The organism is Streptomyces sp. CY-1, from assembly GCF_047218265.1.
GTDB classification, from domain to species: Bacteria; Actinomycetota; Actinomycetes; order Streptomycetales; family Streptomycetaceae; genus Streptomyces; species Streptomyces niphimycinicus.
On record NZ_CP178393.1, the window covers coordinates 7,071,796 to 7,096,235 of the forward strand.

A 24,440-nucleotide genomic window follows, 5' to 3' on the forward strand; every position below is an offset into this window, starting at 1 on the left:
TCCACGTCCCCGAAATGCACCCTGATGCCCCCCTCCGCAGCCCGGGCATGCCACCATCTTCCGGGCGGTGACTGGTGATACGAGATCAAGAAGAGACGGCGAAGCAGCAGGGTGCGCAGCCTCCGGAGGAGGAGGCCCGCACCCCGGAGTCGTTGCCGCACTCCAAGGCGCCGTCCGGCGGCCGGCAGGAGCCCCCGGAGGCGGGGGACGACTGCGGCCCGGACGGACCGGAGGGCCATGTGGACCGGGTCTCCGGGGACGAGCCGCTGCTGTCCGCCCGTGTCCACCGCCCCGCCGATCTGCTGCGGCTGCTGCTCGGCGTCCTCGGCATGGCCGTCGTCCTGGCCATCGCGGCCTTCGCCCACGGCACCACCGCGGGCCTGGAGAAGGACATCGGGCACGGCGCCAACCAGGCGCCCCCACTCCTGATCGACTTCGCGGGCCTCACGGCCGGGGTGGCCGTCCTCGTCCTGCCGGTGGCCTTCGCCTTCGAGCGGCTGATCAAACGGGACGGGCTGCGGATCGCCGACGGCGTGCTGGCCGCGGTGCTGGCCCACGGGGTGTCCCTCGCCACGGACCTGTGGGTCGCCAGAGCCGCCCCCGGCTCGATCCACGAGGCGCTCACCCAGCCCGCACCCGGCGGCGCCTTCAGCGACCCCGTCCACGGCTATCTCGCACCCGTCATCGCCTATATGACGGCCGTCGGCATGGCCCGGCGCCCGCGCTGGCGGGTGGCCATGTGGTGCGTACTGCTGCTCGACGCCTTCGCGGTGCTCGTGGGCGGCTACACCACACCGTTCGCGATCATCCTTACGGTGCTCATCGGCTGGACGGTGGCCTACGGCACGCTCTACGCGGTCGGCTCCCCCAATGTGCGCCCCACGGGCCAGAACCTGCTCGCCGGGCTGCGCCGCGTCGGCTTCAACCCGGTCAGCGCCATGCGCGCCGAGGAGCCCCAGGACGAGCACGGCGGCCACGGCGACCGGAGCCGCCGCTATCTGGTCACCCTGGAGGACGGCCCTCCCCTGGACGTCACCGTGGTCGACCGGGAGCAGCAGGCCCAGGGCTTCTTCTACGGCGTCTGGCAGCGGCTGACCCTGCGGACGATCACCCCGCCCCGCAGCCTCCAGTCGCTGCGCCAGGCCCTGGAGCAGGAGGCGCTGCTCGCCTACGCGGCCATCGCGGCCGGGGCCAACGCGGCCAAGCTGATCGCCACCTCCGAGCTGGGCCCGGACGCCGTGATGCTGGTCTACGAGCATGTCGGCGGGCGTCCGCTGCACGCCCTGCCGGACGAGGCGATCACCGACGAGCTGCTGGCCGGGGCCTGGCACGAGGTCCAGGCGCTCCAGTCGCGGCGCATCGCCCACCGGCGGCTGGACAGCGACGCCCTGCTGGTGGACCGGAACGGCACGGTCATCCTGACCGATCTGCGCGGCGGTGAGATCGCGGCCGGTGACGTGGTGCTGCGGATGGACGTCGCACAGTTGCTGACCACCCTGGGCCTGCGCGTGGGCGCCGAGCGCTCGGTGGCCGCCGCGGTGGCGGTCCTCGGCCCGGACGCGGTCGCCGACAGCCTGCCGCTGCTCCAGCCCCTGGCGCTCGGCCGGGGCACCCGCGCGACCCTGCGGCAGCGCGCGCGCGAGCGCGCCCAGCGCCAGCGGGATGCCGTCCTGGAGGCGTCACACGCCGCCAAGGAGGCCAAGGAGGCGCGGGAGGCCGAGGAAGCGAGCGCCCAGGAGGCCGGGGCCGCGGAGGCGGCCACCAGCGACCGCAGGACCAGCAAGGCCGAGAAGCAGGCGGAGAAGCGCGCCATAGAGGAGGCCCTGGAGGACGCCCGCGAGGAGGATCTGCTCTCCCAGATCCGGCAGCAGGTGCTGCTGGTGAGGCCACAGGCGCCGATAGAGCCCGAGCGGCTGGAGCGCATCAAGCCGCGCACCCTGGTCAGCTTCTGCGCGGGGGCCTTCGCCGCGTACTTCCTGCTGTCCCAGTTCACCCATCTCAAGTTGGGCGCCCTGGTGGGCGAGGCCAACTGGATCTGGGTCATCTTCGCGCTCGTCTTCTCCGCGCTCACCTATCTGGCCGCGGCGCTGAGCCTGCTCGGCTTCGTCCCGGAGAAGGTGCCGCTGCCACGGACGGTGCTGGCGCAGGTCGCCGCCTCGTTCGTGAAGCTGGTGGCGCCCGCGGCGGTCGGCGGGGTCGCCCTCAACACCCGCTTCCTGCAACGCGCGGGGGTGCGGCCGGGGCTCGCGGTGGCCAGTGTGGGCGCCTCCCAGTTGTTCGGGCTCGCCAGCCATATCGTGCTGCTGCTGACCTTCGGCTACATCACCGGCACCGAGCGCACCCCGGCGCTCTCGCCGTCCCGGACCGTGATCGCCGGGCTGCTGACGGCCGCCGTGCTGGTCCTGGTGGTGACCGCGATCCCCGTGCTGCGGAAGTTCGTGTCCACCCGGGTGCGGTCGCTGTTCGCGGGCGTCGTCCCGCGCATGCTGGACGTGCTCCAGCGGCCCAAGAAGCTGCTCACCGGCATCGGCGGCACCCTGCTGCTGACCGCGGCGAACGTGATGTGCCTCGACTCCGCGATCCGGGCGTTCGGCGGTGAGCTGAGCTACGCGAGCATCGCCGTCGTCTTCCTCGCGGGCAACGCCCTGGGGTCGGCGGCACCCACCCCCGGCGGTGTGGGCGCGGTCGAGGCCGCCCTGATCGCGGGTCTGACCTTCGCCGGGCTGCCGTACGAGACCGCCGCGCCCGCGGTGCTGCTCTTCCGGCTGATGGTCTTCTGGCTGCCGGTGCTGCCCGGCTGGGTGGCCTTCACCCACCTCACCCGCAGAGAGGCGCTGTAGGGGCCCTGGACGCCCCGCCGGAGCCCTCCTGCGTGCACCCGGCCGCCCGGCCTCCCCTCTCACCCGTACGCCCCCGCTGTGCGCGCGCCGGGCGCCCGCCGCCCGCAGGATGGCGATACGCCGCCACCCCCGGGAGGGCCGCCGTGTCCCGACCTCTGCGCCTCGGTGCGCTGTCCACCGCCCTGCTGCTGGCCGTCCTGGCCGCCGGATGCGGTGGCGACGGCGGACGGCCGGACACCTCGGCCCATCAGAAGCTGCACTGGTCCAGTTGCCCCGCCCCCTCCTCGAGCCAGGACGCGGCCGCCACCAAGGCCCCGGGCGGGCAGTGGGAGTGCGCGACGCTCCACGCGCCGCTGGACTACCGCAAGCCGCACGGCCGGACCATCGGCATCGCCATGATCCGCGCCAAGGCCACCGACCAGCGCCACCGGATCGGCTCGCTGATCTTCAACTTCGGCGGCCCCGGCGGTTCCGGCGTGGCCACCCTCCCGGCCCTCGCCAACGGCTACAAGCAACTGCGCACCCGCTACGACCTGGTCAGCTTCGATCCACGCGGGGTCGGCCGCAGCAGCGGGGTGCGCTGCCTGGGAGACCGGCAGCTCGACGCCTTCTACGCCGCCGACTCCACCCCGGACGACAAGGCCGAGGTGAACAGCCAGCTCCGCCGGGTCAGGACCTACGCCGCCGCATGCGAGAAGAACTCCGGCACGATCCTGCCCTACGTCGGCACCACCAACGCCGCCCGCGACATGGACCTCATGCGGCGCGTCCTCGGCGACAAGAAGATGCACTACTTCGGCGTCTCCTACGGCACCGAACTCGGCGGCGTCTACGCCCATCTGTATCCGATGAAGGTGGGGCGCGCCCTCTTCGACGGAGTCGTGGACCCCATGCAGACACCCGAACAGGGCGCGCTCGCCCAGGCCAAGGGATTTCAGCGCGCCCTGAGCGACTATCTGAAGGCATGCACCAAGAGCAGCGTCTATAGCTGCCCCACCCAGCCCCGGATCCGCTCCCTGCTGAAGCGGCTCGACAGCCATCCGGTGCGCGGCTACGGCGGCCGGAAGCTGACCGAGTCCCTGGCCGACGGCGGTATCGCGCAGTCCCTGTACTCCCGGGACTACTGGCAATACCTCACCCAGGGGATCGCGGGCGCCCAGCAGGGCGACGGCAGGATCCTGCTGGCCCTGGGCGACGCCTTGAACGGCCGCGGCCCGGACGGCCGCTACAGCACCCTTCAGTCCGCGCTGACCGCCATCACCTGCGCCGACTTCGAGCAGCGCTACACGGTCGCGGACATCGAGCGGAACCTTCCCGCCTTCCGTAAGGTCTCCCCCGTCTTCGGCGACATGATGGCGTGGGGCCTGACGCAGTGCACCGACTGGCCGGTCCACGGCGCCTGGACCACACCCGACGTGAGCGCCAAGGGGTCCGCCCCGATCCTGGTCGTCGGCAACATCGGTGACCCGGCCACCCCGTACGAGGGCGCGGGGCGGATGGCGAAGGAGCTGGGCCCCGGGGTCGGGGTCGAGCTCACCTACAAGGGCGAGGGCCATGGGGCGTACGACAGCGGCAACGCCTGCGTCCGAAAGACCGTCAACGCCTATCTGCTCCAGGGCAAGGTGCCGCAGAAGGGCACGGTCTGCGGCTAGGCCCTGTCCGGCGGATCTTCGCGGGACAGGGCCCAGCCCCGGGTCCGCGCCCGGACCCGCCGCCCCGCGAACCGTGATGGCATTGAGAAGAAGTACGGACGATTCCGCCCCCGCCTCCTCATAGGATCTCCGGATATGCCGAGTTCCCCACGCACCATACGGACCAGGGCGCTGGTCTCCATGACCGCCATGGTCGCCCTCATCGCCGTCGCAGGCTGCGACGGAGACGGGGGAAGCGAGCAGGGCAAGGCGTCGGCCAAGCCCTCGGCGCCGGCCCCGGCCGCGCCCTCGGACTCCGGGCTGCCCGGCTCGCTCACCGCTCAGAAGCTCAACTGGTCGTCCTGCCCTGCCCCGACCGCGATCCAGGGCACCGGTGAGAAGCCGGGAGATGAGTGGGAATGCGCCACGCTCAAGGCGCCGCTGGACTACGCGAAGCCCAAGGGCGAGACGATCGATCTGGCCATGATCCGCGCCAAGTCGAACGGGCCGGGCGAGCGCATCGGCTCCCTGGTCTTCAATTTCGGCGGACCCGGCGGCTCCGGTGTCTCCTCGCTCCCCGGTTTCGCCGCCGACTACGACACCTTGCGCTCCCGCTATGACCTGGTGAGCTTCGATCCGCGCGGGGTCGGGGAAAGCGCCGGGGTGACCTGCCAGAGCGACAAGGAGATCGACGCCTCCGACTCCGTCGACGGCACTCCGGACGACGACGCCGAGGTCAAGACGGCGATGGCGGACGCCAAAAAGTTCATCAAGGGCTGCCAGAAGCGCTCCGGCACGGTGCTCGCCCATGTGGACACCGTGAGCGCCGCCCGCGATATGGACCTCATGCGGCAGGTGCTCGGCGACGACAAGCTGTCGTACTTCGGCATCTCCTACGGCACCGAACTCGGCGGCGTCTACGCCCATCTCTTCCCCAGCCGGGTGGGACGCGCGGTCCTGGACGCCGTGGTCGACCCCACCGAGGACCCCGAGCAGGGCTCCTACGGCCAGGCGAAGGGCTTCCAGCTCGCGCTGGACAACTACCTGAAGGACTGCGCCAAGAAGGGCGCGGCCTGCCCGACCGGCGGCGACCCGGCGGCCGGTACGGACCGGATCGTCGACTTCCTGAAGCGGCTCGACAAGAAGCCGCTGTCCACCGAGAGCGGCCGCAAGCTCACCCAGGACGGGGCGCTGGGCGGGATCGCCGCCGCGCTCTACGACAAGGAGAGCTGGAAGTATCTGACGATCGGGCTTCAGGAGGCGATGCAGCTCGACGAGGGCAATCTGCTGCTCGCCATGTCGGATTCGATGTCCGGCCGCGACGACGACGGCCACTACAGCAATATCAACGCCGCCAATGCCGCCATCAACTGCGTGGACGACAGGCAGCGCTACACGGTGACCGATGTGAAGGCGCAGTTGCCGCGCTTCCGTAAGGCGTCACCGGTCTTCGGCGAGTATCTGGCCTGGGGCCTGCTCGGCTGCACCGGCTGGCCGGTGGACGGCACCACGGACACCCCGGACGTCAGCGCCAAGGGCTCGGCGCCGATCCTCGTGGTCGGCAACACCGGCGACCCGGCCACCCCGTACGAGGGGGCGCGGAAGATGGTCCAGGAGCTGGGCCAGGGCGTGGGCGTCGAGGTCACCTACAAGGGGCAGGGCCATGGCGCGTACAACAGCGGCAACGCCTGTATGACGAAGACCGTGAACGCCTATCTGCTGGACGGGAAGGTGCCCGCGGGCGGCACGACCTGCCGGTAAGGGGCTCATGGAACGGCAAGGGGGCCGGACCCGCCGCCGGTGCGGCGGTCCGGCCCCCTGGTGCGCGGTGCGTCAGGAGATCAGTAGACCGGCTTGTCGGGCTCGATCTGGTTGACCCAGCCGATCACGCCGCCGCCCACATGGACGGCGTCGGAGAAGCCCGCGGACTTCAGGACGGCCAGAACCTCCGCCGACCGGACACCCGTCTTGCAATGCAAGACGATCTTCTTGTCCTGCGGAAGGTCCTGGAGGGCGCCGCCCATCAGGAAGTCGTTCTTCGGGATCAGCCGGGCGCCGGGGATCGAGACGATCTCGTACTCGTTCGGCTCGCGGACATCGATGACGTCGATGTTCTCGCCGTCGTCCATCCACTCCTTGAGCTGCTTGGGAGTGATCGTCGAACCGGCCGCCGCCTCCTGGGCCTCCTCCGACACCACACCGCAGAACGCCTCGTAGTCGATCAGCTCGGTGACGGTCGGGTTCGGACCGCAGACCGCGCAGTCGGGGTCCTTGCGGACCTTGACCTGGCGGTAGGTCATCTCCAGGGCGTCGTAGATCATCAGACGCCCGACCAGCGGGTCGCCGGTGCCGGTGAGCACCTTGATGGCCTCGGTGACCTGGATCGAGCCGATGGAGGCGCACAGCACGCCCAGCACGCCGCCCTCGGCGCAGGAGGGGACCATGCCGGGGGGCGGGGGCTCCGGGTACAGGCAGCGGTAGCAGGGGCCGTGCTCGGACCAGAAGACCGACGCCTGGCCGTCGAAGCGGTAGATCGAGCCCCACACGTACGGCTTGTTCAGCAGCACGCACGCGTCGTTGACCAGATAGCGGGTGGCGAAGTTGTCGGTGCCGTCCACGATCAGGTCGTACTGGGAGAAGATCTCCATCACGTTGTCCGCCTCGAGGCGGCCCTCGTGCAGCACGACGTTGACATACGGGTTGATGCCCAGGACCGAGTCACGGGCGGACTCCGCCTTGGGGCGGCCGATGTCCGCCTGGCTGTGGATGATCTGGCGCTGGAGATTGGACTCGTCGACCTCGTCGAACTCCACGATGCCGAGCGTGCCCACGCCGGCCGCGGCGAGGTACATCAGGGCCGGAGAGCCGAGGCCGCCCGCGCCCACACAGAGCACCTTGGCGTTCTTCAGCCGCTTCTGCCCATCCATCCCGACATCCGGGATGATCAGATGGCGTGAGTACCTGCGGACCTCGTCGACGGTGAGCTCGGAAGCCGGCTCGACCAGCGGTGGCAGCGACACGGGGACTCCGTAAGGGAAGGGAGCAAACGGTTCACCCCCGCGTGAGCGGGGAGGTTTTCTTCTCGTAACACTGCCACGCCCCATCTCATTCCATGACACGTGGTCCGAGTCGCGAGACGATTTCGTCCCAGTAGCCGGGCAGGGCCTTCCAGGGGGAATCCGCGCAGGTCCGCCCCTCAGGGTGGGCCGTACGGTCGGTGAAGTAGATCGTGCCCGCGCCCTGCCAGCGGGCGATCCTCAGCGCTTCCTCGAGATGGCGGCGGGGAACGCCGTGCACCTGGTGGCAGAACCGTTCGGGCGGATACCCCGCCGTCCACTCGGCCACCTGGGACCAGCGGTAGTCCGCCCATGAACCCCGGAAGGTCACGAGCTGATCGGCGAGCTCCATATAGCCCTCATGCGGGTGGATGCCCTGGCCGAGCACCAGATACGCCCCGCCCAGCAGCGCCCGCAGGGTGGCCACCGTACGGCGGACGTCCGGCAGGCCGGGGCGGTCCACCGGGCAGCGGTCCAGACAGAAGCCGTCGACCTGGTACCAGTCCAGGAAGTGGTTCGCGTCGCTGATCAGCTCGCCGAAGGGGCGGGTGCCGCACCGCAGGTCGAGGTGGCCCAGCACCCGTACGCCCGTGGCGCGCAGCCTCGACGCCGCCGTGAGGCAGTGCGGATCCCTGCTCGTGCCGGGGCCGCGGGAGACATTGAGGACCGCCCAGTGCAGGGGCGTGCCGGGGCGGGTGAGCTCGGCCCATTCGGTGGGCGCGACCAGGGGGTGGGCGTAGCCGGGCACTCCGAAGCCCAGCCGGTCGGCGGTGGCCCGGGCGTCCCGCGAGGGGCCCGCGGGGATCAGATGCGACATGCCGCCTCCATCCAGATGTCGGCGAGCGACTCCTCCAGTGGGATCCGGGAGCGCCAGCCGAGCCGGTCGCGGGCGGTGCGCACATCGGCCTGCTGCCAACTGCCGCAGCCGTCCGGATAGGGATAGGTGGTCGCGTTGCCGGCGCCGCCCGGGACGCCGCCGTGCTCGGCCGCCGCCTGGGCGTGAGCGGGCGCGTGGCCGTGGGCGGTGGCATGGGCGTGGGCCGTGCCATGGGGGTGGGCGGGCGCCGGGATATGGCCGGCGGCGGCCGGGACGCGCCCCGGCGGGGCGTCGATCTCGTGCAGGGCGCCGCCGAAGCCCGCGACCCTGGCGAGCACGGAGGCCGCCTCGCGGAGCCGTACGGCGCGCCCGCTGCCGATGTTGACGACGCCCTGCGCGGCCGACAGGGAGGCCGCGTGGACCGCCCGCGCCACGTCCCGTACGTCCACGAAGTCGCGCTGTACGCCGAGGCCGCTCAGCTTGAGCTCGCTCTCCCCGGACTGCATCGCGCGCCGCATCGCCTCCGCGAGCCGCCCCAGCGGCGAACCTGCCGGAGTGCCGGGCCCCACGGGCGAGAAGACCCGCAGCACCACCGCGTCAAGACCGGAGCCCAGCACCAGCTCGGTCGCGGCGAGCTTGCTCACGCCGTACGGGCCGCCGGGGCGCGGCACGGCGTCCTCGGCGGTCGACGAGCCGGGCTGCGAGGGCCCGTACTCGGCGGAGCAGCCGATCTGGACAAGGCGGGCGCCGCAGCCGCTGCGGCGCAGTGACTCGCAGACGGTCGCCACGGCGACGGTGTTGTGCCGGGTGAGCTCGCGCGCCCCGCCGCGGGTCGCCCCGGCGCAGTTGATCACGACGCCGGGGTGGACCGCGTTGAGGAAGCGGGTGAGCGCGCCGGGGCTGCCGTTGGAGAGGTCGAACCGCACATCGGCGTCATCGCCGCGGCCGAGCGCGGTGAGCTGGACGGCGGGGTCGGCAAGCAGGTGTTCGGCGACATAGCGGCCGAGAAATCCGCCGGATCCGAGCAACAGGACTCTCATCGGTCGCGCCTCCCCGTACGGGCGCGCTGATCGGTCGTGTCGCAGCTCATGTGGTTGCTCCTCGGACTCAGTGAGGGGGAAGGACGGGGGGTGGCGGGTTCGGTGCGCGCCTTATGGGGCGCGGTTCGGGGCGGTGCCGGTGGTACGAGCGGTACGGGTACGCGCGCCGGGGCCGCCGTGGGCGGAGGCCCGGCACAGGGCGCCGAACGCGTGGATCAGCAGCGCGAGCGCGGCGGCGCCGCAGGCGGCCGCGGGGATGGCGGCCGTGCCGTGGGCGGCGGTCAGCCGTGCCACGGGCGCGCCGAGCGGCCCGCCGCCCGGCAGCCGGGCGGCGGCGGCCGTCGCCAGGGCCGCGGCCTGTACCGCGCAGGCCACGGCGGTGCCGGTCAGCGCGGCCCTGCGGAAGCCGTGGACGGCGAGCAGCCGGGCGAGGAACAGCAGCGCGCAGAGCGCCACGACGGCCGCCTCGGCCATCGAGGGCGGCGCGGCGGCGGGGGGTGATCCGGGCACCGTGAGCCGGGCCGCGAGCACCAGGGCCGCCAGACCGCAGAGGAAGGCCATCACCACACCCGCGAACAGCGGGCGCACCCCCGCCGCGAACTCCTCCAGCCCACGGCTGACCGCCAGCCTGCGGCGCGCCCTTACGGCGAGCCGGCGGGCACACCACGCGGCGGGCGCGACGGCCAGGGCGAGGAGGACGGCGGCCCGCGCCGCGGGCGCCGCTTCGTAGGGACGGCGTCCGTCGAGGAGCCCGGTGAGCAGCCAGTCCCCGACGGCGGCATGGCCGAGGAGCCAGCCGACGCCCAGGGCGTACGCGATACGGCCTCCGCGCCCGCTCCCCTGGACGCGCAGGGGCCCGCGGCGCAGGCACAGCCACAGGGCGATGACCGTCAGGGCGGCGCCGCCCGCGCCCACGGCGAGGCCGATGGTGGCGTCCTTACGGATGGCATCGACGCGGAGGGCGGCGAAGGCGGTCGCCGCGCACAGGGCGCCCGGCAGCAGCCACAGCGCCCCGAGCGCCATGCGTGCCGCCAGTGCGCGCCCCGGCGCGGGGGCGGCCGGGGGCGCGGGCTCCTCGGCGCGCGGCACCCGGGCGTACAGCTCCTCGGCGAGCGAGAAGACATCGCGGTGCCGGAAGCGTGCGGCGGTGCGGTCCGTCACACCGTGGGTCTCCAGCCCGGCGGCGATCTCCAGCGGGTCGACGGCGCGGGCGCACAGGTCGTGGTGGTGGTGCATCAGCGCCCGCACCGGATCGGCGGGCCCCCGCCGTCCCTTCCCGCCGCCGGTGCGCGCGGACGCCTCGTCCGGCCGCCGGGAGACCGGCACCCGGACCCCGGACAGGGCGCCGAGGCCGCGGTCGGAGGAGGCCGGATCGAACGGGCCGTTCCACCGGGGAGGCGTGGTCATGCGCCCTCCTCGGACGGCCGCGGGCCCACGCCCAGCGGCTCACGCGGCGGTGCGGTGGGCGTTGGGGCGGCCCAGGTGGGGGTGTGCTCCGGGGCGGAGCGGGAGGCGAGCGGGCCGGGCAGCCAGTGGCCGAAGCCGTCACCGTCGCGGCCCGCGGTCCAGCGCCCCGGGACATGGGCCTCGGCGGGGCGGGCGAACGGCAGCGGCCCGCCGCCCTCACCGACCTCCTCGCGCGGCACCGGGCAGTGCGACATCAGCTCCAGATAGATCCCTCGGAAGGCCGCGACATTCTGCTCGACGGTGAAGAGCTCCAGCGCACGGGCGCGCGCGGCGGCGCCCAGGCGCGCGCAGCGCTCGGGGTCGCCCAGCATGGCCAGGCACGCATCCGCGAGCGCCCGGGGATTGCGCGGGGGCACCACGAGCCCGGTGCCGCCGATGACCTCGCACACCGCGCCCACATCCGTGGACACCGTGGCCCGTCCGCAGAACATCGCCTCGACCAGCCCGACCGGGAAGCCCTCGACCACGCTGGACAGCACCACCACGCAGCCCGCCCCATAGGCGTCGGCCAGGGTCGGCACCTCGGGGTCGCCGAGCCGCTCGAAGGAGACCGGGTTGTCACCGGCGGAGTGGGCGTCCGCCGCCTCGTCGGGGAAGAGATGCTCGGCCAGCGCCCGGCAGTGGGCCGGATAGCCGTCCGTCCCCGGATCCTCGCCGCGCCGGGTCTCGATGATCCTCAGCCGGGCGTCCGGCTGCCATCTGCGCACCTCCGCGAAGGCGTGCAGCAGGGCGATGACGTCCTTGGGGGGCTCGATCCGGCCCACCCACACCAGCGTCCGGTCGTCGCCGCCGGACGGGGCCGCGCCCTGCTCGCCGACCTCGGCGAAACGGGCGGCGTCCATGCCGGGGTAGACGGTGCGCAGCCGCTCCCGGTCGGCGCCGCACCGCTCCTGCCAGCGCCGCGTATGCGTATTGCCCGGGGTGATCAGATCCGCCCGTGCGTACGCCTCGGCGGCCAGCCGGCCGTGGAACGTGGCGAGCAGGGTCCGTACGGGCCCGGGGAGCGGCCGTCCGCCCGCCGCGCCCGCCAGATAGCACTCGCGCAGCCGGACGCCGTACTCGGTGAGCAGCAGCGGTGTGCCGAAGCGGCGCTTGGCCAGCAGCCCGGGGAGTAGGGCCGCGCCGCCGGTCGCGGCGTGGCACAGATCCACCCCGGACAGCCCCGGATCGCCTCCGGCGCCCTCGCCGTACCAGTCGAGCGACAACGGGCGCAGCGCGCGCTCCAGCGCCTCGGTGACGGTCAGCAGATCGGCGACTCGCACCTGGTGGGCGCCGTGTGGCGCCCCGAGGGTGCGGCAGGCCCGCTCCAGCGTCCTTACGGCGTCCTCGGAGCGGAGCGCGGCGGACAGCCCGCCGTACTCCGCGGCAAGGTCCGCGAGGCCGTGGAGACCATTGGCGAAACGGTCCGCCTCGGCCGTGGAGCGGCCGGGCACGCCGGAGCCATGGGGCGCGCCGGAACCGTAAGGCGCGCTGATCGCCGCGGCCAGCTCCCCGAAGTGCTCGGCGAACCGCCGCCGCTGGCGTCGGCCGCCCCGCCCGCCCCGCCGGCGCTCCGGCTCGCCCCACAGCGGCGCGGTGCGCACCAGGCCGACGTGGTGCGGCAGAGCGCCCCAGCCGCCGGCCTCCTGGCCGGGGCCGCGGCTGAGCGCGTACACCTCGAACTCATGCTGGGCGAGGCCGCGCACCAGCCGGTCGCACCACACCCGCGCATCACCGGTCGCATACGGATAGCCACCCTCCGTAAGCAGTCCCACGCGCATGAGCGCACCCCCGATCTCCCAAACGGGCCGTCGTCCTGCCGCCGTCACCGGCGGCGGCCGCCGTCAGGCAGCGGGAGCACGTTATGCGCGCAGAGCCCCGGTGCGACGGACGGTTGTCCGTCGCACCACCGGAAGGGGTGAACGCACGTGACCTATCGGGAATTCACGCGTTGGGACGCGCTATACGGGCCGGTGCGGGGCCGTCAGCCCTTGGGGAACGGCCAGGCGTTGGGGCGGCAGGTGGCGCCGTCCGTCGACAGGAACTTGGTCTGCTGCATCATCACCGGCGCCAGCGCGCCCTGCTTGGAGCAGATCTCATGGTTGTGGCCGAGCCGGTGGCCGACCTCGTGGTTGATGAGCATCTGGCGGTACGAGTGCATCTTGTCCTGGCCGAAGGTCCAGGCGCCCCGCGCCCACCGAAAGGCGTTGATCATGACGCGCTGGGTCGACGCCGAGTCGCAGGAGACGTTGTCCTCGGTGGTGTCCAGGCCGGACTTGGCGCACCACACCGCCGTGGTCCCGGGACTCGCGAGGGTGATGACGAAGTCCGCATGGCCGGACGAGACCCGCTCGAAGGTGCGAACGCCGCCGTGTCCCCAACTGCGGTCGTCGTTGAGCGTCTTGTGCACGGCCTCGGCGAACAGCTCGCCGTCGAGCGGCAGCCCCTTCTCCACATCGACGCGATAGCGCAGCACCTGGCCCCGGCCGGGGGCCTTGTCGTGCCCGCCGACGGCCTGGAAGGAGCCGGAGCCGCGCAGCTTGGCGTCGAGCGGGAAGACGGTCGCCATCTTCTCGTCGTAGGTGACGGGGGCCGCCGGACTCGCCGTGCGGGCCGCCCCGCGGCCATCGTCGGCGCGGGAGTCGCGACCGCCGCGGGCGGCGGCGTCGCCGCGCTCCGGGCCGCCCTGGGCCTGCGTCTTACCGCCGCCGTGCGGTCCGCTCGCCACCTGTCCGGCGACCACGACGGCCAGCACGGTGGTGACGGCAGCCGCGGCGACACCGGTGAACGTGCGCCCCTTACCGCTCTTGGTGACGCCGCGCACCCCCTTGCCCCCGGGCCCCGTCTCGTCGTCGTCCGGTCCGCTCCCGCCGTCACCGCCGGAGCCGCCGCCGACCCCGTCGGAGGGGGTGGCCGCCCGCTGCGTACCGCGCTGCGGGGGCACTCCGCCCGGCGCCCCGGCGGCGAAGACGTCATCGCCGTCGCAATCCAGTGCGTCGGGGGCATCGAACGCCTCGACGTACTCCTTGCGCGGGCCGGGCATCAGACCGGCCGCGCCGCCCGTGCCGCCCGTGGTCGGGCGCTGCGGCGGGTTCATGGAGCGCATGCCGTAAGGGGGCCGCTGAGCGCCGGGACCGCCGGGGCCCCTGACTCCGGCCGGACCGCCGCCGCGGCCGCCGACCGCACCCCAGCCGCCGCCCGCCTCGCGCTGCTCGGGATGCCCGCCCCTGGTGCGCGCCCCGGGGCCGCCCGCTCCGTACGGCAGCCTGGGCACGCCCTGCGGCGGGGTCACCCCGGGATCCACGGCACCGGGCCCCGCCGCGGCGCGGCGCCGTCCGGTGCCCGGTCTGTCGTCCTCCGGGGCCGTGCCGGATGCGGTGTGCTCGACGAACTCGGGGCCCGAGCCGTGCCCCTGCCCGGAGCCCGCCGCCGCGGACCGGCGCTCCCGGCCCTCCTGGCTGCCACGTGCGCTGTGTTTACCCACGCGCCGCACCGCTCCCGTCCGTGCCGGACGCCGGTACGGCCCCCCGCGCCTTCCGGCTGTCCCGGTCATCTCGTTCTTCAACGCCATCGAGCAGCTCGCGCATCCCGCGCGCCACCGCTTCGGGATACTCCATCATCGCCACATGCCCGGCGTCCAACAGCGTCAGCAGACGCGAGTCGCGGAAGGTGGCGTTCGCCCGCTGCGCCATCCTTACGGACACCAGTTGGTCGCGGCCGCCGTAGACGAGCAGCGTCGGGGCGAGCACCCGCTCGGCCTGGCGCCACAGAGAGTGCTGGCCGCCCAGGGTGTACGAGTCGACGACACCGCGTGCCGAGCGGCTCAGCGCGTCCCAGAAGTACGGGAGGGCGAGCCGGCGCTCGAACTCCTCGACCGCGTAGGCGAAGTCCTCCCGGCTGACAAGGGACGGGTCGCCGAAAGTGAGCAACATCACTTCGCGGGTGCGCCGCTCCGCGTCCCAGTCCCTCGTCATGCGGGTGAACAGCCGGGTCACCCCGGGCACCGCGAGCAGACCGGTCGGCACCGCGGTGCGCTGCGGGCGCAGCTCGGGCAGCGCGGGCGAGACAAGGGTGAGGGTGCGCACCAGATCCGGCCGCACGGCCGCGACGCGGGTGGCGATCGAGCCGCCCATCGAATTGCCGACCAGATGGACCGGCCCGCGGTCCTGCGCGTCGAGGTAGCGGATCACGGCGCGGGCGTGGGCGGTTATGGAGTAGTTGCCGTCGTCCGGCGGCGGGGAGTCGCCGAAACCGGGGAGGTCGAGCGCCTCGCCCTCCACCCGGTCGGCGAGCAGCTCCATGAGCGCCGACCAGTTCTGCGAGGAGCCGCCGAGGCCGTGCACGAAGAGCGCGGGCGGCAGCCCGGAGGCGGACGGCGGACGGCAGCGCACGGTCATCGTGAGCCCCGGAAGGGAAGCGGTCCGCAGCTTCTCACCCGCTCCGACCCGCACGGACCTCGCGGGCGGCACCGCCGCGACGAAGCGGGCTTCCGGCGGCTCGGTCGAAGACATGCGCCAATGTTACGAGACGATCACGCGCGCGACCGTGTGTTCACGCTCACAGACCGCGTAGCGTCCGAAAGTGACCTCTCCTAGGCTCGTAAGTCACAGGGGCGATCGCCTTGCCCCTGGGTAGTCACGAGTGGTCGCCAGTGGGTAAGCCCTCAGTGGGAGGCCATCACGGGCGGCCGTCAGTGGCAGCCGCCACAGGGCACAGGGAAGGGGAGTACATGTCCATCGACCCAACCGACCCCGATACCTTCGAGGACTCCGTCGAGAACGCCGACGAAACCGCCGTGTACGACGTCGAGGCTCCCGAGGCGGACGCCGCCGAACAACATCGCGAGGTGATCGCCCGCCGCGACGAACCACCCAGGGCGGACGAGCTCGTGGAAGCCAACGAGGCCGACCGCGCGGAACAGGCCCGGGTGGTGGAGGTGAACGAGGAGGACTACCGATGACCTGCGTCATTTGTGGGCTTTTCATAGAGTCCGGTCCGTGAAATTCTCCGCACGAACCGCGCGCCGCGCTGTTACCGAAAAGTACGATGGCGGACGCGATGGACATCGTGCATAGGGATCATTCATTGGGAGGCGGCGTGACAGCCATCGAGCAGACCGAGGCGCGCCCACGGGGTACGCGCCTTCCGCGCCGAGCCCGACGTAATCAGCTCCTGGGGGCCGCTCAGGAGGTCTTCGTGGCCCAGGGCTACCACGCGGCCGCGATGGATGACATCGCCGAGCGCGCCGGGGTCAGCAAGCCGGTGCTCTACCAGCACTTCCCGGGCAAGCTGGAGCTCTATCTCGCCCTGCTCGACCAGCACTGCGAGTCCCTGCTGCACGCGGTGCGCACCGCGCTCGCCTCGACCACCGAGAACAAGCAGCGCGTCGCGGCGACCATGGAGGCGTACTTCGCCTACGTCGAGGAGGAAGGCGGCGCCTTCCGGCTCGTCTTCGAGTCCGATCTGACCAACGAGCCCGCGGTGCGCGAGCGCGTGGACCGCGTCTCGCTCCAGTGCGCCGAGGCGATCAGCGAGGTCATCGCCGAGGACACCGGGCTGTCCAGGGACGAATCGATGCTGCTGGCCGTGGGCCTCGGCGGGATCTCCCAGGTGGTCGCGCGCTACTGGCTCTCCAGCGAGAGCGAGGTGCCGCGGGAGACCGCTGTGCAGTTGCTCACCTCGCTGGCCTGGCGCGGTATCGCGGGCTTCCCGCTGCACGGGGCCGAAGGCGGCCACTGAGCGCCCGGGCGCCATTTCCGGCCACGAGGGAGCGGGACCGCGAGCGGTCGGGTCGCTGAGCGCGCGGGGCCACTGAGCGCGCGGGGCCGCTGAGCGCGCGGGGCCGCTGAGCGCGCGGGGCCGCGAGGGGCGTGTTCGCGGGCGCCGGCTGTGTTCGCTTCTGGCGTGCGCCCGCGGCCCCCGGCGGGTGTCCCGGCACGGCTAGTGTGTGCTGGGTACAGCGCGGATGGCCGCGCTACCCCAAATGACCGTCGGAGGGACAAGGCCGTGGAGGTCAAGATCGGCGTGCAGCACGCGCCCCGCGAGATCACTTTGGAGAGCGGGCAGTCTGCCGAGGAGGTCGAGCGCCTGGTGGCCGAGGCGCTCGGCGGCAAGTCTCAGGTGCTGATCCTGGAGGACAGCCACGGCCGTAAGGTCCTGATCCCGGCCGACCGGCTCGCCTACATCGAGCTGGGCGAGCCGAGCGCCCGCAAGGTCGGTTTCGGCGCGGCCTGACGTATTCAGCCGACGGCGGCGGGGTTTGGTGGATCTTCCACCAAACCCCGCCGCCGTTTGTGCGCGCGCTCGCACGCCCCCGGCACGCCGGGCACCACAGACCGCCCCCGTGGGCAGGGTTGCCCTCGCTCGGGCGCGGGTAGGACGGGCTCGACCGACGCGTGATCACGTGTCGGTTCCGATCCGCTTACGGGAAGGACGCGCCAATGCTGTTCTGGGAAGCGCTCGCCTCGGTACTGATCGGTCTCGTCATCGCGTACGGGGCGCTTCAACGGCTCCCCCGAAGGCTGCCCGCGCGGCGCCTCGTCCTGTCCACCGGCCCCGCCGCCGCGCTGCTGGGCGCCCTGCTGACCCATACGGTGCTGGGCTCGGGGCACACCGCCGCCGTGCTGATCGTCGCGCTCGGCTTCGCCGCTGCCCTGCTGTCGCTGCTCATCCGCCCCGCCAGGACGCGCCGCGGGCGTTCGGTCCCGGCGTAGGCCCTGTCCGGCGAGTCCGGCAGGCCCGGCAGCTCTTCGCGGGCCCGCGACGCCTGGCACCGCGCCCCCGGATACCGCTAGGGGCGCCCCCCGGGAGGCGCCCCCTGCTCCAGACGCCGAAAGTCACCGGCGCGAAGATCCGCCGGAAGGGCTCAGGCGGCGAGCCCCAGGGCGGCCATCCGCTTGGTGTGGGCCTCGGTGATCCGTGAGAACATCCGGCCCACCTCCGCCAGGTCGAAGCCGCCCGCCAACCCGCCGACCAGCATCGTGGAGAGCGCGTCGCGGTCCGCGACCACCCGCTGGGCCTGCGACAGCGCCTCGCCCATCAGCCGCCGCGCCCACAGCGCCAGCCGCCCGCCGACCCGCGGATCGGCCTCGATCGCGGCACGCACCTTCTCGATCGCGAACGAGGCGTGGCCGGTGTCGTCGAGCACCTGGAGCACCAGATCGCGGGTGTCGGAGTCCAGCCGGGCCGCGACCTCGCGGTAGAAGTCACTGGCGATCGAGTCGCCCACGTACGCCTTGACCAGGCCCTCCAGCCAGTCGGACGGCGCGGTCTGGCGGTGGAACCCGTCCAGGGCCGCGGCGAACGGCTCCATCGCCGCCGTCGGCTCCTCGCCGACCGCCGAGAGTCGGCCCCGAAGCCGCTCGAAGTGGTGGAACTCGGCGGACGCCATCTTCGCCAGCTCCGCCTTGTCCTCGAGCGTGGGCGCCAGCTTGGCGTCCTCCGCCAGTCGCTCGAAGGCGGCCAGCTCGCCGTAGGCGAGGGCGCCGAGCAGATCCACCACGGCGGCCCGGTACTGCGGATCGGCGGCCGCCGTGTCCCAGTTCTGGGCGGCGATCCCGGTGGGCGCCGGGGCCTTCTCCCCGCCGCCCTCCCCCGAAGCTGCGTGGTCCCCGGCGCGGTCCCCTGCGTGGTCCCCGGCGGTCGCGGCGGGCGTCTCAGGCGTGTCAGGCGTCTCCATGGAGCGCACAATAGCCCGCTCCGCGCCCCGGGGAAGGCCCTGGTCAGCCATGCCCACGGATGCCCCGCATCGGACGGCCCGGTCACAGATGCGTGCTTCCGGGGTACAGTGATAAATGCGCCCGTCGAGTATCGGCGGGTTGTTCCACGAATGCGGATGCCCGGTCGGTGGCCCGATCGGCTCCAAACCCGACCGCCCTCCGCGCGGCGCGCACCACCTATGCGCACGGCAGGAGGGACCCGCTCGCGGCGTGAGCGCTCGAGCGAAGGCCGTGGTCCCGCGCCGAACCGGCCATCCCCAAGGCCGGTGCACCCGGGCGCCGTGCGACCCCCTTCGCCGCTTCTCGCCGCGTCTCACAGAAGAGGCAAGCATCCTGACCACTTTCCGAGAACTCGGGATCCTCCCCGAGACGGCCGAGGCCCTGGAAGCCGTCGGCATCACGTCCCCGTTCCCCATCCAGGAGATGACGCTTCCGGTTGCCCTCTCCGGCACCGACGTCATCGGCCAGGCGAAGACCGGCACCGGCAAGACGCTGGGCTTCGGCCTGCCCCTGCTGGAGCGCGTTGTCGTCTCCGCGGACGTCGAGGCGGGCCGGGCCAAGCCCGAGCAGCTCACCGACGCCCCGCAGGCGCTCGTGGTCGTCCCCACCCGCGAGCTGTGCCAGCAGGTGACCAACGACCTTCTGACGGCCGGCAAGGTCCGCGCCGTCCGCGTCCTGTCGATCTACGGCGGTCGCGCCTACGAACCGCAGGTCGAGGCCCTGAAGAAGGGCGTCGACGTGGTCGTCGGCACCCCGGGCCGGCTGCTGGACCTGGCGGGCCAGAAGAAGCTGCGGCTCTCCTCCGTGAAGGCGCTCGTCCTTGACGAGGCCGATGAAATGCTCGACCTGGGCTTCCTGCCCGACGTCGAGAAGATCATCCAGTTGCTGCCCGCCAAGCGCCAGACGATGCTCTTCTCGGCCACCATGCCGGGCCAGGTCATCTCGCTGGCCCGGCGCTATATGTCGCAGCCCACGCACATCCGCGCCACCGCGCCGGATGACGAGGGCGCGACCGTGGCCAACATCACCCAGCATGTCTTCCGCGCCCACTCCATGGACAAGCCGGAGGTCGTGGCGCGGGTGCTTCAGGCCGAGGGCCGCGGCCTCGCGATGATCTTCTGCCGTACGAAGCGGACCGCCGCCGACATCGCCGATCAGCTCGCGCGCCGTGGCTTCGCCTCCGGCGCGGTCCACGGCGACCTCGGCCAGGGGGCGCGCGAGCAGGCGCTGCGCGCCTTCCGCAACGGCAAGGTCGATGTGCTGGTGTGCACCGACGTCGCCGCGCGCGGTATCGATGTCGAGGGCGTCACGCATGTGATCAATTACCAGTCGCCCGAGGACGAGAAGACCTATCTGCACCGCATCGGCCGTACGGGTCGCGCGGGTGCCTCGGGTATCGCCATCACGCTCGTCGACTGGGACGACATCCCACGCTGGCAGCTCATCAACAAGGCGCTGGACCTGGCGTTCCATGAGCCGGAGGAGACGTACTCCACCTCCGAGCACCTCTTCGAGCTGCTGAACATCCCCGAGGGCACCACCGGTGTGCTCCCGCGTGGTGAGCGCACCCGGGCCGGGCTCGCCGCCGAGGAGATCGAGGACCTGGGCGAGACCGGAGGCCGGGGTGGCCGCGGCCGCCGGGCCGCCGCTCCGGCCACGGAGGAGCGTCCGGCGCGGGGCCGCCGGGTACGCCGTCGCACCCGTGGCGGTCTGTCCACGGACGGCACGGGCGCCCCGGAGGGCGCGGCGGCGGCCGAGTCCGCCGCCGACACCGCCGAGGGTGCCACCGAGCCCCGTCGGCCCCGCCGACGCCGCCGTACGCGCGGCGGTGCGGCGACGGCCCACCCCGAGGCGGCCACGGCCGCCGTCGACACGGCGGAGGCGGCCCAGCCGGAGGCGGAGCCCGCCGAGGCTGCCGCGAAGCCGCGCCGCCGCCGCACCCGGGGCGCCGCCAGGACCGCCGAGGCCGCGACAGCGGCCGTCGAGACGGCCGAGGGCACTAAGGGCGTCGAGAGCGCCGCGCAGGAGTCCGCGAGCGCCGTCGCCGTCGAGTCGGCGGAGACCGCGGTGACGACGGTGGAGGCCACGGAGGCTGCCGTAGAGGCACCCGCCAAGCCGCGCCGCCGTACCCGCGCCAAGGCCGCCGAGGCCACCGACGCGGCCCGGACCGCCGTGGAAACGGCCGAGGGCACGACGGACGCGGTGAACGCCGCCGAGACCGTCGAGGCACAGCCGGAGGCCGTGGAGGCCCCCGCCAAGCCGCGCCGTCGCACCCGCGCCAAGGCCGCCGAGGCCGCGGAAGCGGCTGTGGACACGGCCGAGGGCACCGCCGAGCCGGCCACGCCCCGACGCCGCACCCGCGCCGCCACCAAGGCCGACACCGCCGACGCACAGCCCGAGACGGAGGCCACCGAGGCCCCCGCCAAGCCGCGGCGCACCCGCGCCAAGGCCACGAAGGCCGCGGAAGCCGCTGTCGAGACCGCCGAAGGCACCGCCGAGGCCACCGAGGCAGCCAAGCCTCGGCGCCGTACGCGCGCCAAGGCCGCCGAGGCCGCGGAGGCCGCTGTGGACACGGCCGAGGGCACGGCCAAGGCGGCCACGCCCCGACGCCGCACCCGCGCCGCCACCAAGGCCGACACCGCCGACGCACAGCCCGAGACGGAGGCCACCGAGGCCCCCGCCAAGCCGCGCCGGACCCGCGCCAAGGCCGCCACGGCGGCACCGGCCGCGGACGAGGCCGGCGCCGAGGCCGCGCCGGCCAAGCCCCGGCGCCGTACGCGCGCCAAGGCCGCCGAGGCCGTAGAGGCGACGGCCGAGGGCTGACGCGCGACCGCGCCACAGCGCATGGCATGGTCAGGGGCCCGTTCCGCGACACCGCAGGGCGGGCCCCTGGACGTTCACGTACCGTTTCCCGCGACCTGTATAGCCTCATCCCATGAGCAGGCCGCCCTTTCTCACACTGCCCGCGGGCGCCCGCGCGTACCGCCTCCGGACCGCGCGCGGGGAGTTCGCCGTCCATGACGCGCGGCCCGCTTCGGCCGCACGCGGGACCGTCCTGCTGGTCCCGGGGTTCACCGGGAGCAAGGAGGACTTCATCGCGCTGCTGGAGCCGCTCTCCTCGGCCGGTTTCCGGGCCGTCGCCATCGACGGGCGGGGGCAGCACGAGAGTCCTGGCCCCCGTAAGGAGGCCGTGTACGCCCAGGACGAGCTGGCCCAGGACCTGCTCGCGCAGGCCACCGCCCTGAGCGCGGCGACCGAGGACCCGGTCCATCTGCTCGGGCACTCGCTCGGCGGGCTGATCGCGCGGGCGGCCGTACTGCGCGACCCGGGGGCGTTCGCCTCGCTGACGATCATGAGTTCCGGCCCGGCGGCGATCTCCGCCCCGCAGTGCGCCCGGATCAAGCTGCTGATCGACGCGCTGACCGTGATGGACATGGAGTCCGTATGGCAGGCGATGCGCGAGCTGGATCCGCCCGAGGCGGCCGACGCGGCGACACCCCCCGGGGTGGCGGAGTTCCTGCATCAGCGCTGGCTCGGGACCGTACCGGAGCAGCTCATCGTCACCGGGCGGCAGCTCGCCGCCGAGCCGGACCGGGTGGATGAGCTGGCGGCGCTGCGGCTGCGCACCCATGTGATCTCCGGTGAGTCGGACTACGCCTGGCCGGTGCCGCTGATCGACGAGATGGCCGGACGGCTGGCCGCCCGCCGGACCGTGATCGAGGGTGCCGGGCACTCCCCCAACGCCGAGCGGGCCCATCCCACCGCCGACGCCCTGACCGCCTTCTGGCGCGACGTGGGCTGAGCGACGTGGGCTGAGCGACGTGGGCTGAGCGACTTGGGCCAAGGCGACGCGGACCGAGAAGGCAGCCCGGAAAGGGTCAGTACTGCGCCTGAAGATGCTCCCAGAAGCCATCCCGCAGGGCGCGCCGCAGATCGGCATGGGCACGCAGCGAGAGCCGCAGCAGCCCCTCCGCGTCGATCAGCAGCTCCTGGTCCACGGAGCCGGGCAGATACGGATGGCCCGGCAGCAGCTCCGCGAGCGTCTCGCGGCCGCGTGCGGACAGCCACTGGGCGGCGATCTGCGCCCCGACGAAGCGCACCTCGTCCCGGGTCGGGGCGGGTCCGCACAGCGGCGAGTCGCCGTTCAGCTCGTAGCCGCTGGCCCGCCGGGTGACGTACGGCTTGCAGAAGTCGAGGTCGAAGGTGCGCTGGCTGTCGACCTCCCACAGCAGCGGCTCGGCCTGGTTGCGCCCGTCGAGGGCCTCGATGCCCCACAGATGGACGCGTGCCCCGTAGCCCTGGGCCGCCTCGACGGCGGACACCAGGTCCTCGTCGCCGCCGATCAGCACGGCGTCCCCGATGGCGCGGTGGCGGGCGAGGGATTCCAGATCGGAGCGGATGAGCGAGTCGACGCCCTTCTGCTGGTTGTTGGCGTTGAGGTTGCCGAGCCGGACCTTGACGTCGGGCAGCTCCGCGATGCTCTGCTGCTCCGGGGTGTGGATCCGGCGCCGGGCGCCGTCGAACCAGTAGACGCGCAGCAGCCTGCTGTCCGGGAAGATCGTGCGCGCCTTGTCGATGAACGCCTCGATGAGCCCCTCGGCGTCCAGCTCGAACGCGCGGCGGTCCTCCGTGCCCGCGACGAGCCGGCCTGCTGCCGCGTAGACATATCCCGCGTCCACGAAGATCGCGTGCGTCGAGGGCGTGGTCGCGACCTCGGCGAGCACGCGCTGAAGCAGCTCGTTGGTGCGCTCGATGCCCGCGACGATCGAGACGAGGTCTGGTTGGCCCGGAGGCATCGCTTCACTCATACGCGGCTCATTCTCCGGGCGGCCGCGCGAGAGGCACAACCGGACCCCGCACCGGCCACCAGCAGATACTTAGGCTGCGAAAAAATTTTATTAGCGTAGGGAATGTTTTTGGGGGACCCTCTCGTTGAACACGTACAGGAGGGCGCGGCAGCGAAGCTGCGCGACTCCGTACACATCAGTTCTCCTTCAGGAGGATCAGACGAAGGGAGAAGCCACTTGCGCTTCGAGATCATGCGCCTTGACGATGTCGATGGCAGCGCCATCGACAGCACCGTCGTAGACGCCGCCTCCGTCAACCGGATCGTGCAGCAGGCCGCCGCTATCGGCCAGCGCATCTACATCCGTCCAGCCGAGACCGCCGCCCGGTAGTGCCATAAGGCCCTCCAGCAGCACAGAGCGTCGAGCGCCCCCGTACCGCGACGGTACGGGGGCGCTTGTGTCATGTCAGGCGGTATGGGCCACCTGGAGGACCCCGTTGATGATCTGCTGGACCGCGATGGCGGAGAGCATCATCCCGGACAGCCGGGTGACCAGCACCACTCCCCCCTCCTTGATCACGCGAATGATCAGCAGCGAGTAGCGCATGGTGAGCCACAGCACGATATGCATGGCCACGATCGCGGACCACACCGCCACCTGATCGGCGAGCCCGGACGCGTGCTGCACGGCGAGGATCACCGAGACGATCGCGCCCGGCCCGGCCAGCAGCGGCATGCCGAGCGGGACGAGCGCCACATTGACGTCCTTGGTCTGGCTCGGCTCGTCGCTCTTACCGGTCAGCAGACTGAGAGCGATCAGCAGGAGCAGCAGCCCGCCCGCGATCATCAGCGCGGGGACGGAGACATGCAGATAGTCGAGGATCTGCTGACCGCCGATACCGAAGACGGCGATGACGCCGAAGGCGACGGCCGCCGCCTGGCCCGCCATCCGGCGCTGCACCTTGGCCGGACGGCCCGAGGTCAGCGCGAGAAAGATGGGTGTGATGCCCGGCGGGTCCATGATCACGAACAGGGTGAGGAAGAGGGAGCCGAAGACGGCGGTGTCGAACACGGTGAATGGCCTTGCGGGGACGAGCAGCGGTGCG

Annotated in this window: 20 protein-coding genes; 10 read left to right on the forward strand and 10 right to left on the reverse strand. The window is 72.7% G+C overall.

Features of this window, described 5'->3' with window-relative positions:
• The first annotated feature begins 74 nt into the window (after nt 1-74).
• The 3 genes from ACK1X7_RS30390 (at nt 75) to ACK1X7_RS30400 (ending at nt 6,232) form a co-directional block, all read left to right on the forward strand.
• Nucleotides 75-2,840 (forward strand): lysylphosphatidylglycerol synthase transmembrane domain-containing protein, encoded by a 2,766-nt coding sequence (locus ACK1X7_RS30390; protein ID WP_390792052.1) that lies wholly within the window; start codon nt 75-77, stop codon nt 2,838-2,840.
• A 143-nt stretch (nt 2,841-2,983) separates the two neighbouring features.
• Nucleotides 2,984-4,492, forward strand: a complete 1,509-nt coding sequence (locus ACK1X7_RS30395; protein ID WP_413115884.1) for an alpha/beta hydrolase — start codon at nt 2,984-2,986, stop codon at nt 4,490-4,492.
• A gap of 135 nt (nt 4,493-4,627) precedes the next feature.
• Entirely contained in the window at nt 4,628-6,232 is a 1,605-nt protein-coding gene (locus ACK1X7_RS30400) for an alpha/beta hydrolase (RefSeq protein ID WP_385141288.1), read from the forward strand.
• An 80-nt stretch (nt 6,233-6,312) separates the two neighbouring features.
• Here ACK1X7_RS30400 and moeZ read toward each other — a convergent pair whose 3' ends face one another.
• From moeZ to ACK1X7_RS30435, 7 genes are all read right to left on the reverse strand, one after another.
• Nucleotides 6,313-7,491, reverse strand: coding sequence for an adenylyltransferase/sulfurtransferase MoeZ (moeZ, locus tag ACK1X7_RS30405; protein WP_078643444.1), 1,179 nt, complete (start codon nt 7,489-7,491; stop codon nt 6,313-6,315).
• 85 nt (nt 7,492-7,576) lie between these two features.
• A complete protein-coding gene (locus tag ACK1X7_RS30410; protein WP_385155263.1) occupies nt 7,577-8,344 on the reverse strand; it encodes a spherulation-specific family 4 protein in 768 nt (255 codons plus the stop codon).
• A complete protein-coding gene (locus ACK1X7_RS30415) occupies nt 8,332-9,384 on the reverse strand; it encodes an NAD-dependent epimerase/dehydratase family protein (protein WP_385155260.1) in 1,053 nt (350 codons plus the stop codon). Before ACK1X7_RS30415 ends, ACK1X7_RS30410 begins: the two co-directional genes overlap by 13 nt.
• 111 nt (nt 9,385-9,495) lie before the next feature.
• Entirely contained in the window at nt 9,496-10,791 is a 1,296-nt protein-coding gene (locus ACK1X7_RS30420) for a hypothetical protein (RefSeq protein ID WP_413115885.1), read from the reverse strand.
• Entirely contained in the window at nt 10,788-12,611 is a 1,824-nt protein-coding gene (locus tag ACK1X7_RS30425; RefSeq protein WP_413115886.1) for a DUF3492 domain-containing protein, read from the reverse strand. The genes ACK1X7_RS30420 and ACK1X7_RS30425 overlap by 4 nt, the downstream gene beginning before the upstream one ends.
• Before the next feature lie 203 nt (nt 12,612-12,814).
• Nucleotides 12,815-14,323 (reverse strand): DUF3152 domain-containing protein, encoded by a 1,509-nt coding sequence (locus ACK1X7_RS30430; RefSeq protein ID WP_390792058.1) that lies wholly within the window; start codon nt 14,321-14,323, stop codon nt 12,815-12,817.
• Nucleotides 14,307-15,341, reverse strand: coding sequence for an alpha/beta fold hydrolase (locus ACK1X7_RS30435; protein ID WP_385155250.1), 1,035 nt, complete (start codon nt 15,339-15,341; stop codon nt 14,307-14,309). Before ACK1X7_RS30435 ends, ACK1X7_RS30430 begins: the two co-directional genes overlap by 17 nt.
• A gap of 218 nt (nt 15,342-15,559) precedes the next feature.
• On the opposite strand from ACK1X7_RS30435, the gene ACK1X7_RS30440 reads away from it, so the two are divergent.
• From ACK1X7_RS30440 to ACK1X7_RS30455, 4 genes are all read left to right on the forward strand, one after another.
• Nucleotides 15,560-15,790 carry a hypothetical protein gene (locus ACK1X7_RS30440; RefSeq protein ID WP_385155247.1) on the forward strand — a complete coding sequence of 77 codons (231 nt, stop codon included), beginning with the start codon at nt 15,560-15,562 and terminating at the stop codon, nt 15,788-15,790.
• Between the two features lie 137 nt (nt 15,791-15,927).
• Nucleotides 15,928-16,569, forward strand: coding sequence for a TetR/AcrR family transcriptional regulator (locus ACK1X7_RS30445; RefSeq protein ID WP_014054739.1), 642 nt, complete (start codon nt 15,928-15,930; stop codon nt 16,567-16,569).
• 267 nt (nt 16,570-16,836) lie between these two features.
• Nucleotides 16,837-17,064: a DUF3107 domain-containing protein gene (locus ACK1X7_RS30450; RefSeq protein WP_014054738.1), complete on the forward strand. Its 228-nt coding sequence runs from the start codon at nt 16,837-16,839 to the stop codon at nt 17,062-17,064.
• A gap of 206 nt (nt 17,065-17,270) precedes the next feature.
• Nucleotides 17,271-17,543: a hypothetical protein gene (locus tag ACK1X7_RS30455; protein WP_385158268.1), complete on the forward strand. Its 273-nt coding sequence runs from the start codon at nt 17,271-17,273 to the stop codon at nt 17,541-17,543.
• A gap of 152 nt (nt 17,544-17,695) precedes the next feature.
• Here ACK1X7_RS30455 and ACK1X7_RS30460 read toward each other — a convergent pair whose 3' ends face one another.
• Nucleotides 17,696-18,508: a ferritin-like fold-containing protein gene (locus tag ACK1X7_RS30460; RefSeq protein WP_216347611.1), complete on the reverse strand. Its 813-nt coding sequence runs from the start codon at nt 18,506-18,508 to the stop codon at nt 17,696-17,698.
• Nucleotides 18,509-18,971: 463 nt separating this feature from the next.
• On the opposite strand from ACK1X7_RS30460, the gene ACK1X7_RS30465 reads away from it, so the two are divergent.
• Together ACK1X7_RS30465 and ACK1X7_RS30470 are read left to right on the forward strand one after the other, a co-directional pair.
• Nucleotides 18,972-21,371 (forward strand): DEAD/DEAH box helicase, encoded by a 2,400-nt coding sequence (locus tag ACK1X7_RS30465; RefSeq protein WP_390792060.1) that lies wholly within the window; start codon nt 18,972-18,974, stop codon nt 21,369-21,371.
• A gap of 112 nt (nt 21,372-21,483) precedes the next feature.
• The gene (locus ACK1X7_RS30470; RefSeq protein WP_385158192.1) at nt 21,484-22,350 is read left to right on the forward strand and encodes an alpha/beta fold hydrolase; all 867 of its coding nucleotides are present in this window, start codon (nt 21,484-21,486) and stop codon (nt 22,348-22,350) included.
• A gap of 76 nt (nt 22,351-22,426) precedes the next feature.
• Here ACK1X7_RS30470 and ACK1X7_RS30475 read toward each other — a convergent pair whose 3' ends face one another.
• Nucleotides 22,427-23,356 (reverse strand): NYN domain-containing protein, encoded by a 930-nt coding sequence (locus tag ACK1X7_RS30475; RefSeq protein WP_413115887.1) that lies wholly within the window; start codon nt 23,354-23,356, stop codon nt 22,427-22,429.
• A 216-nt stretch (nt 23,357-23,572) separates the two neighbouring features.
• On the opposite strand from ACK1X7_RS30475, the gene ACK1X7_RS30480 reads away from it, so the two are divergent.
• The gene (locus ACK1X7_RS30480; protein WP_014054732.1) at nt 23,573-23,725 is read left to right on the forward strand and encodes a hypothetical protein; all 153 of its coding nucleotides are present in this window, start codon (nt 23,573-23,575) and stop codon (nt 23,723-23,725) included.
• Between the two features lie 75 nt (nt 23,726-23,800).
• Here the strand turns inward: ACK1X7_RS30480 and ACK1X7_RS30485 are convergent, their stop codons facing one another.
• Nucleotides 23,801-24,406: a MarC family protein gene (locus tag ACK1X7_RS30485; RefSeq protein WP_385149916.1), complete on the reverse strand. Its 606-nt coding sequence runs from the start codon at nt 24,404-24,406 to the stop codon at nt 23,801-23,803.
• Between the last annotated feature and the right edge of the window lie 34 nt (nt 24,407-24,440).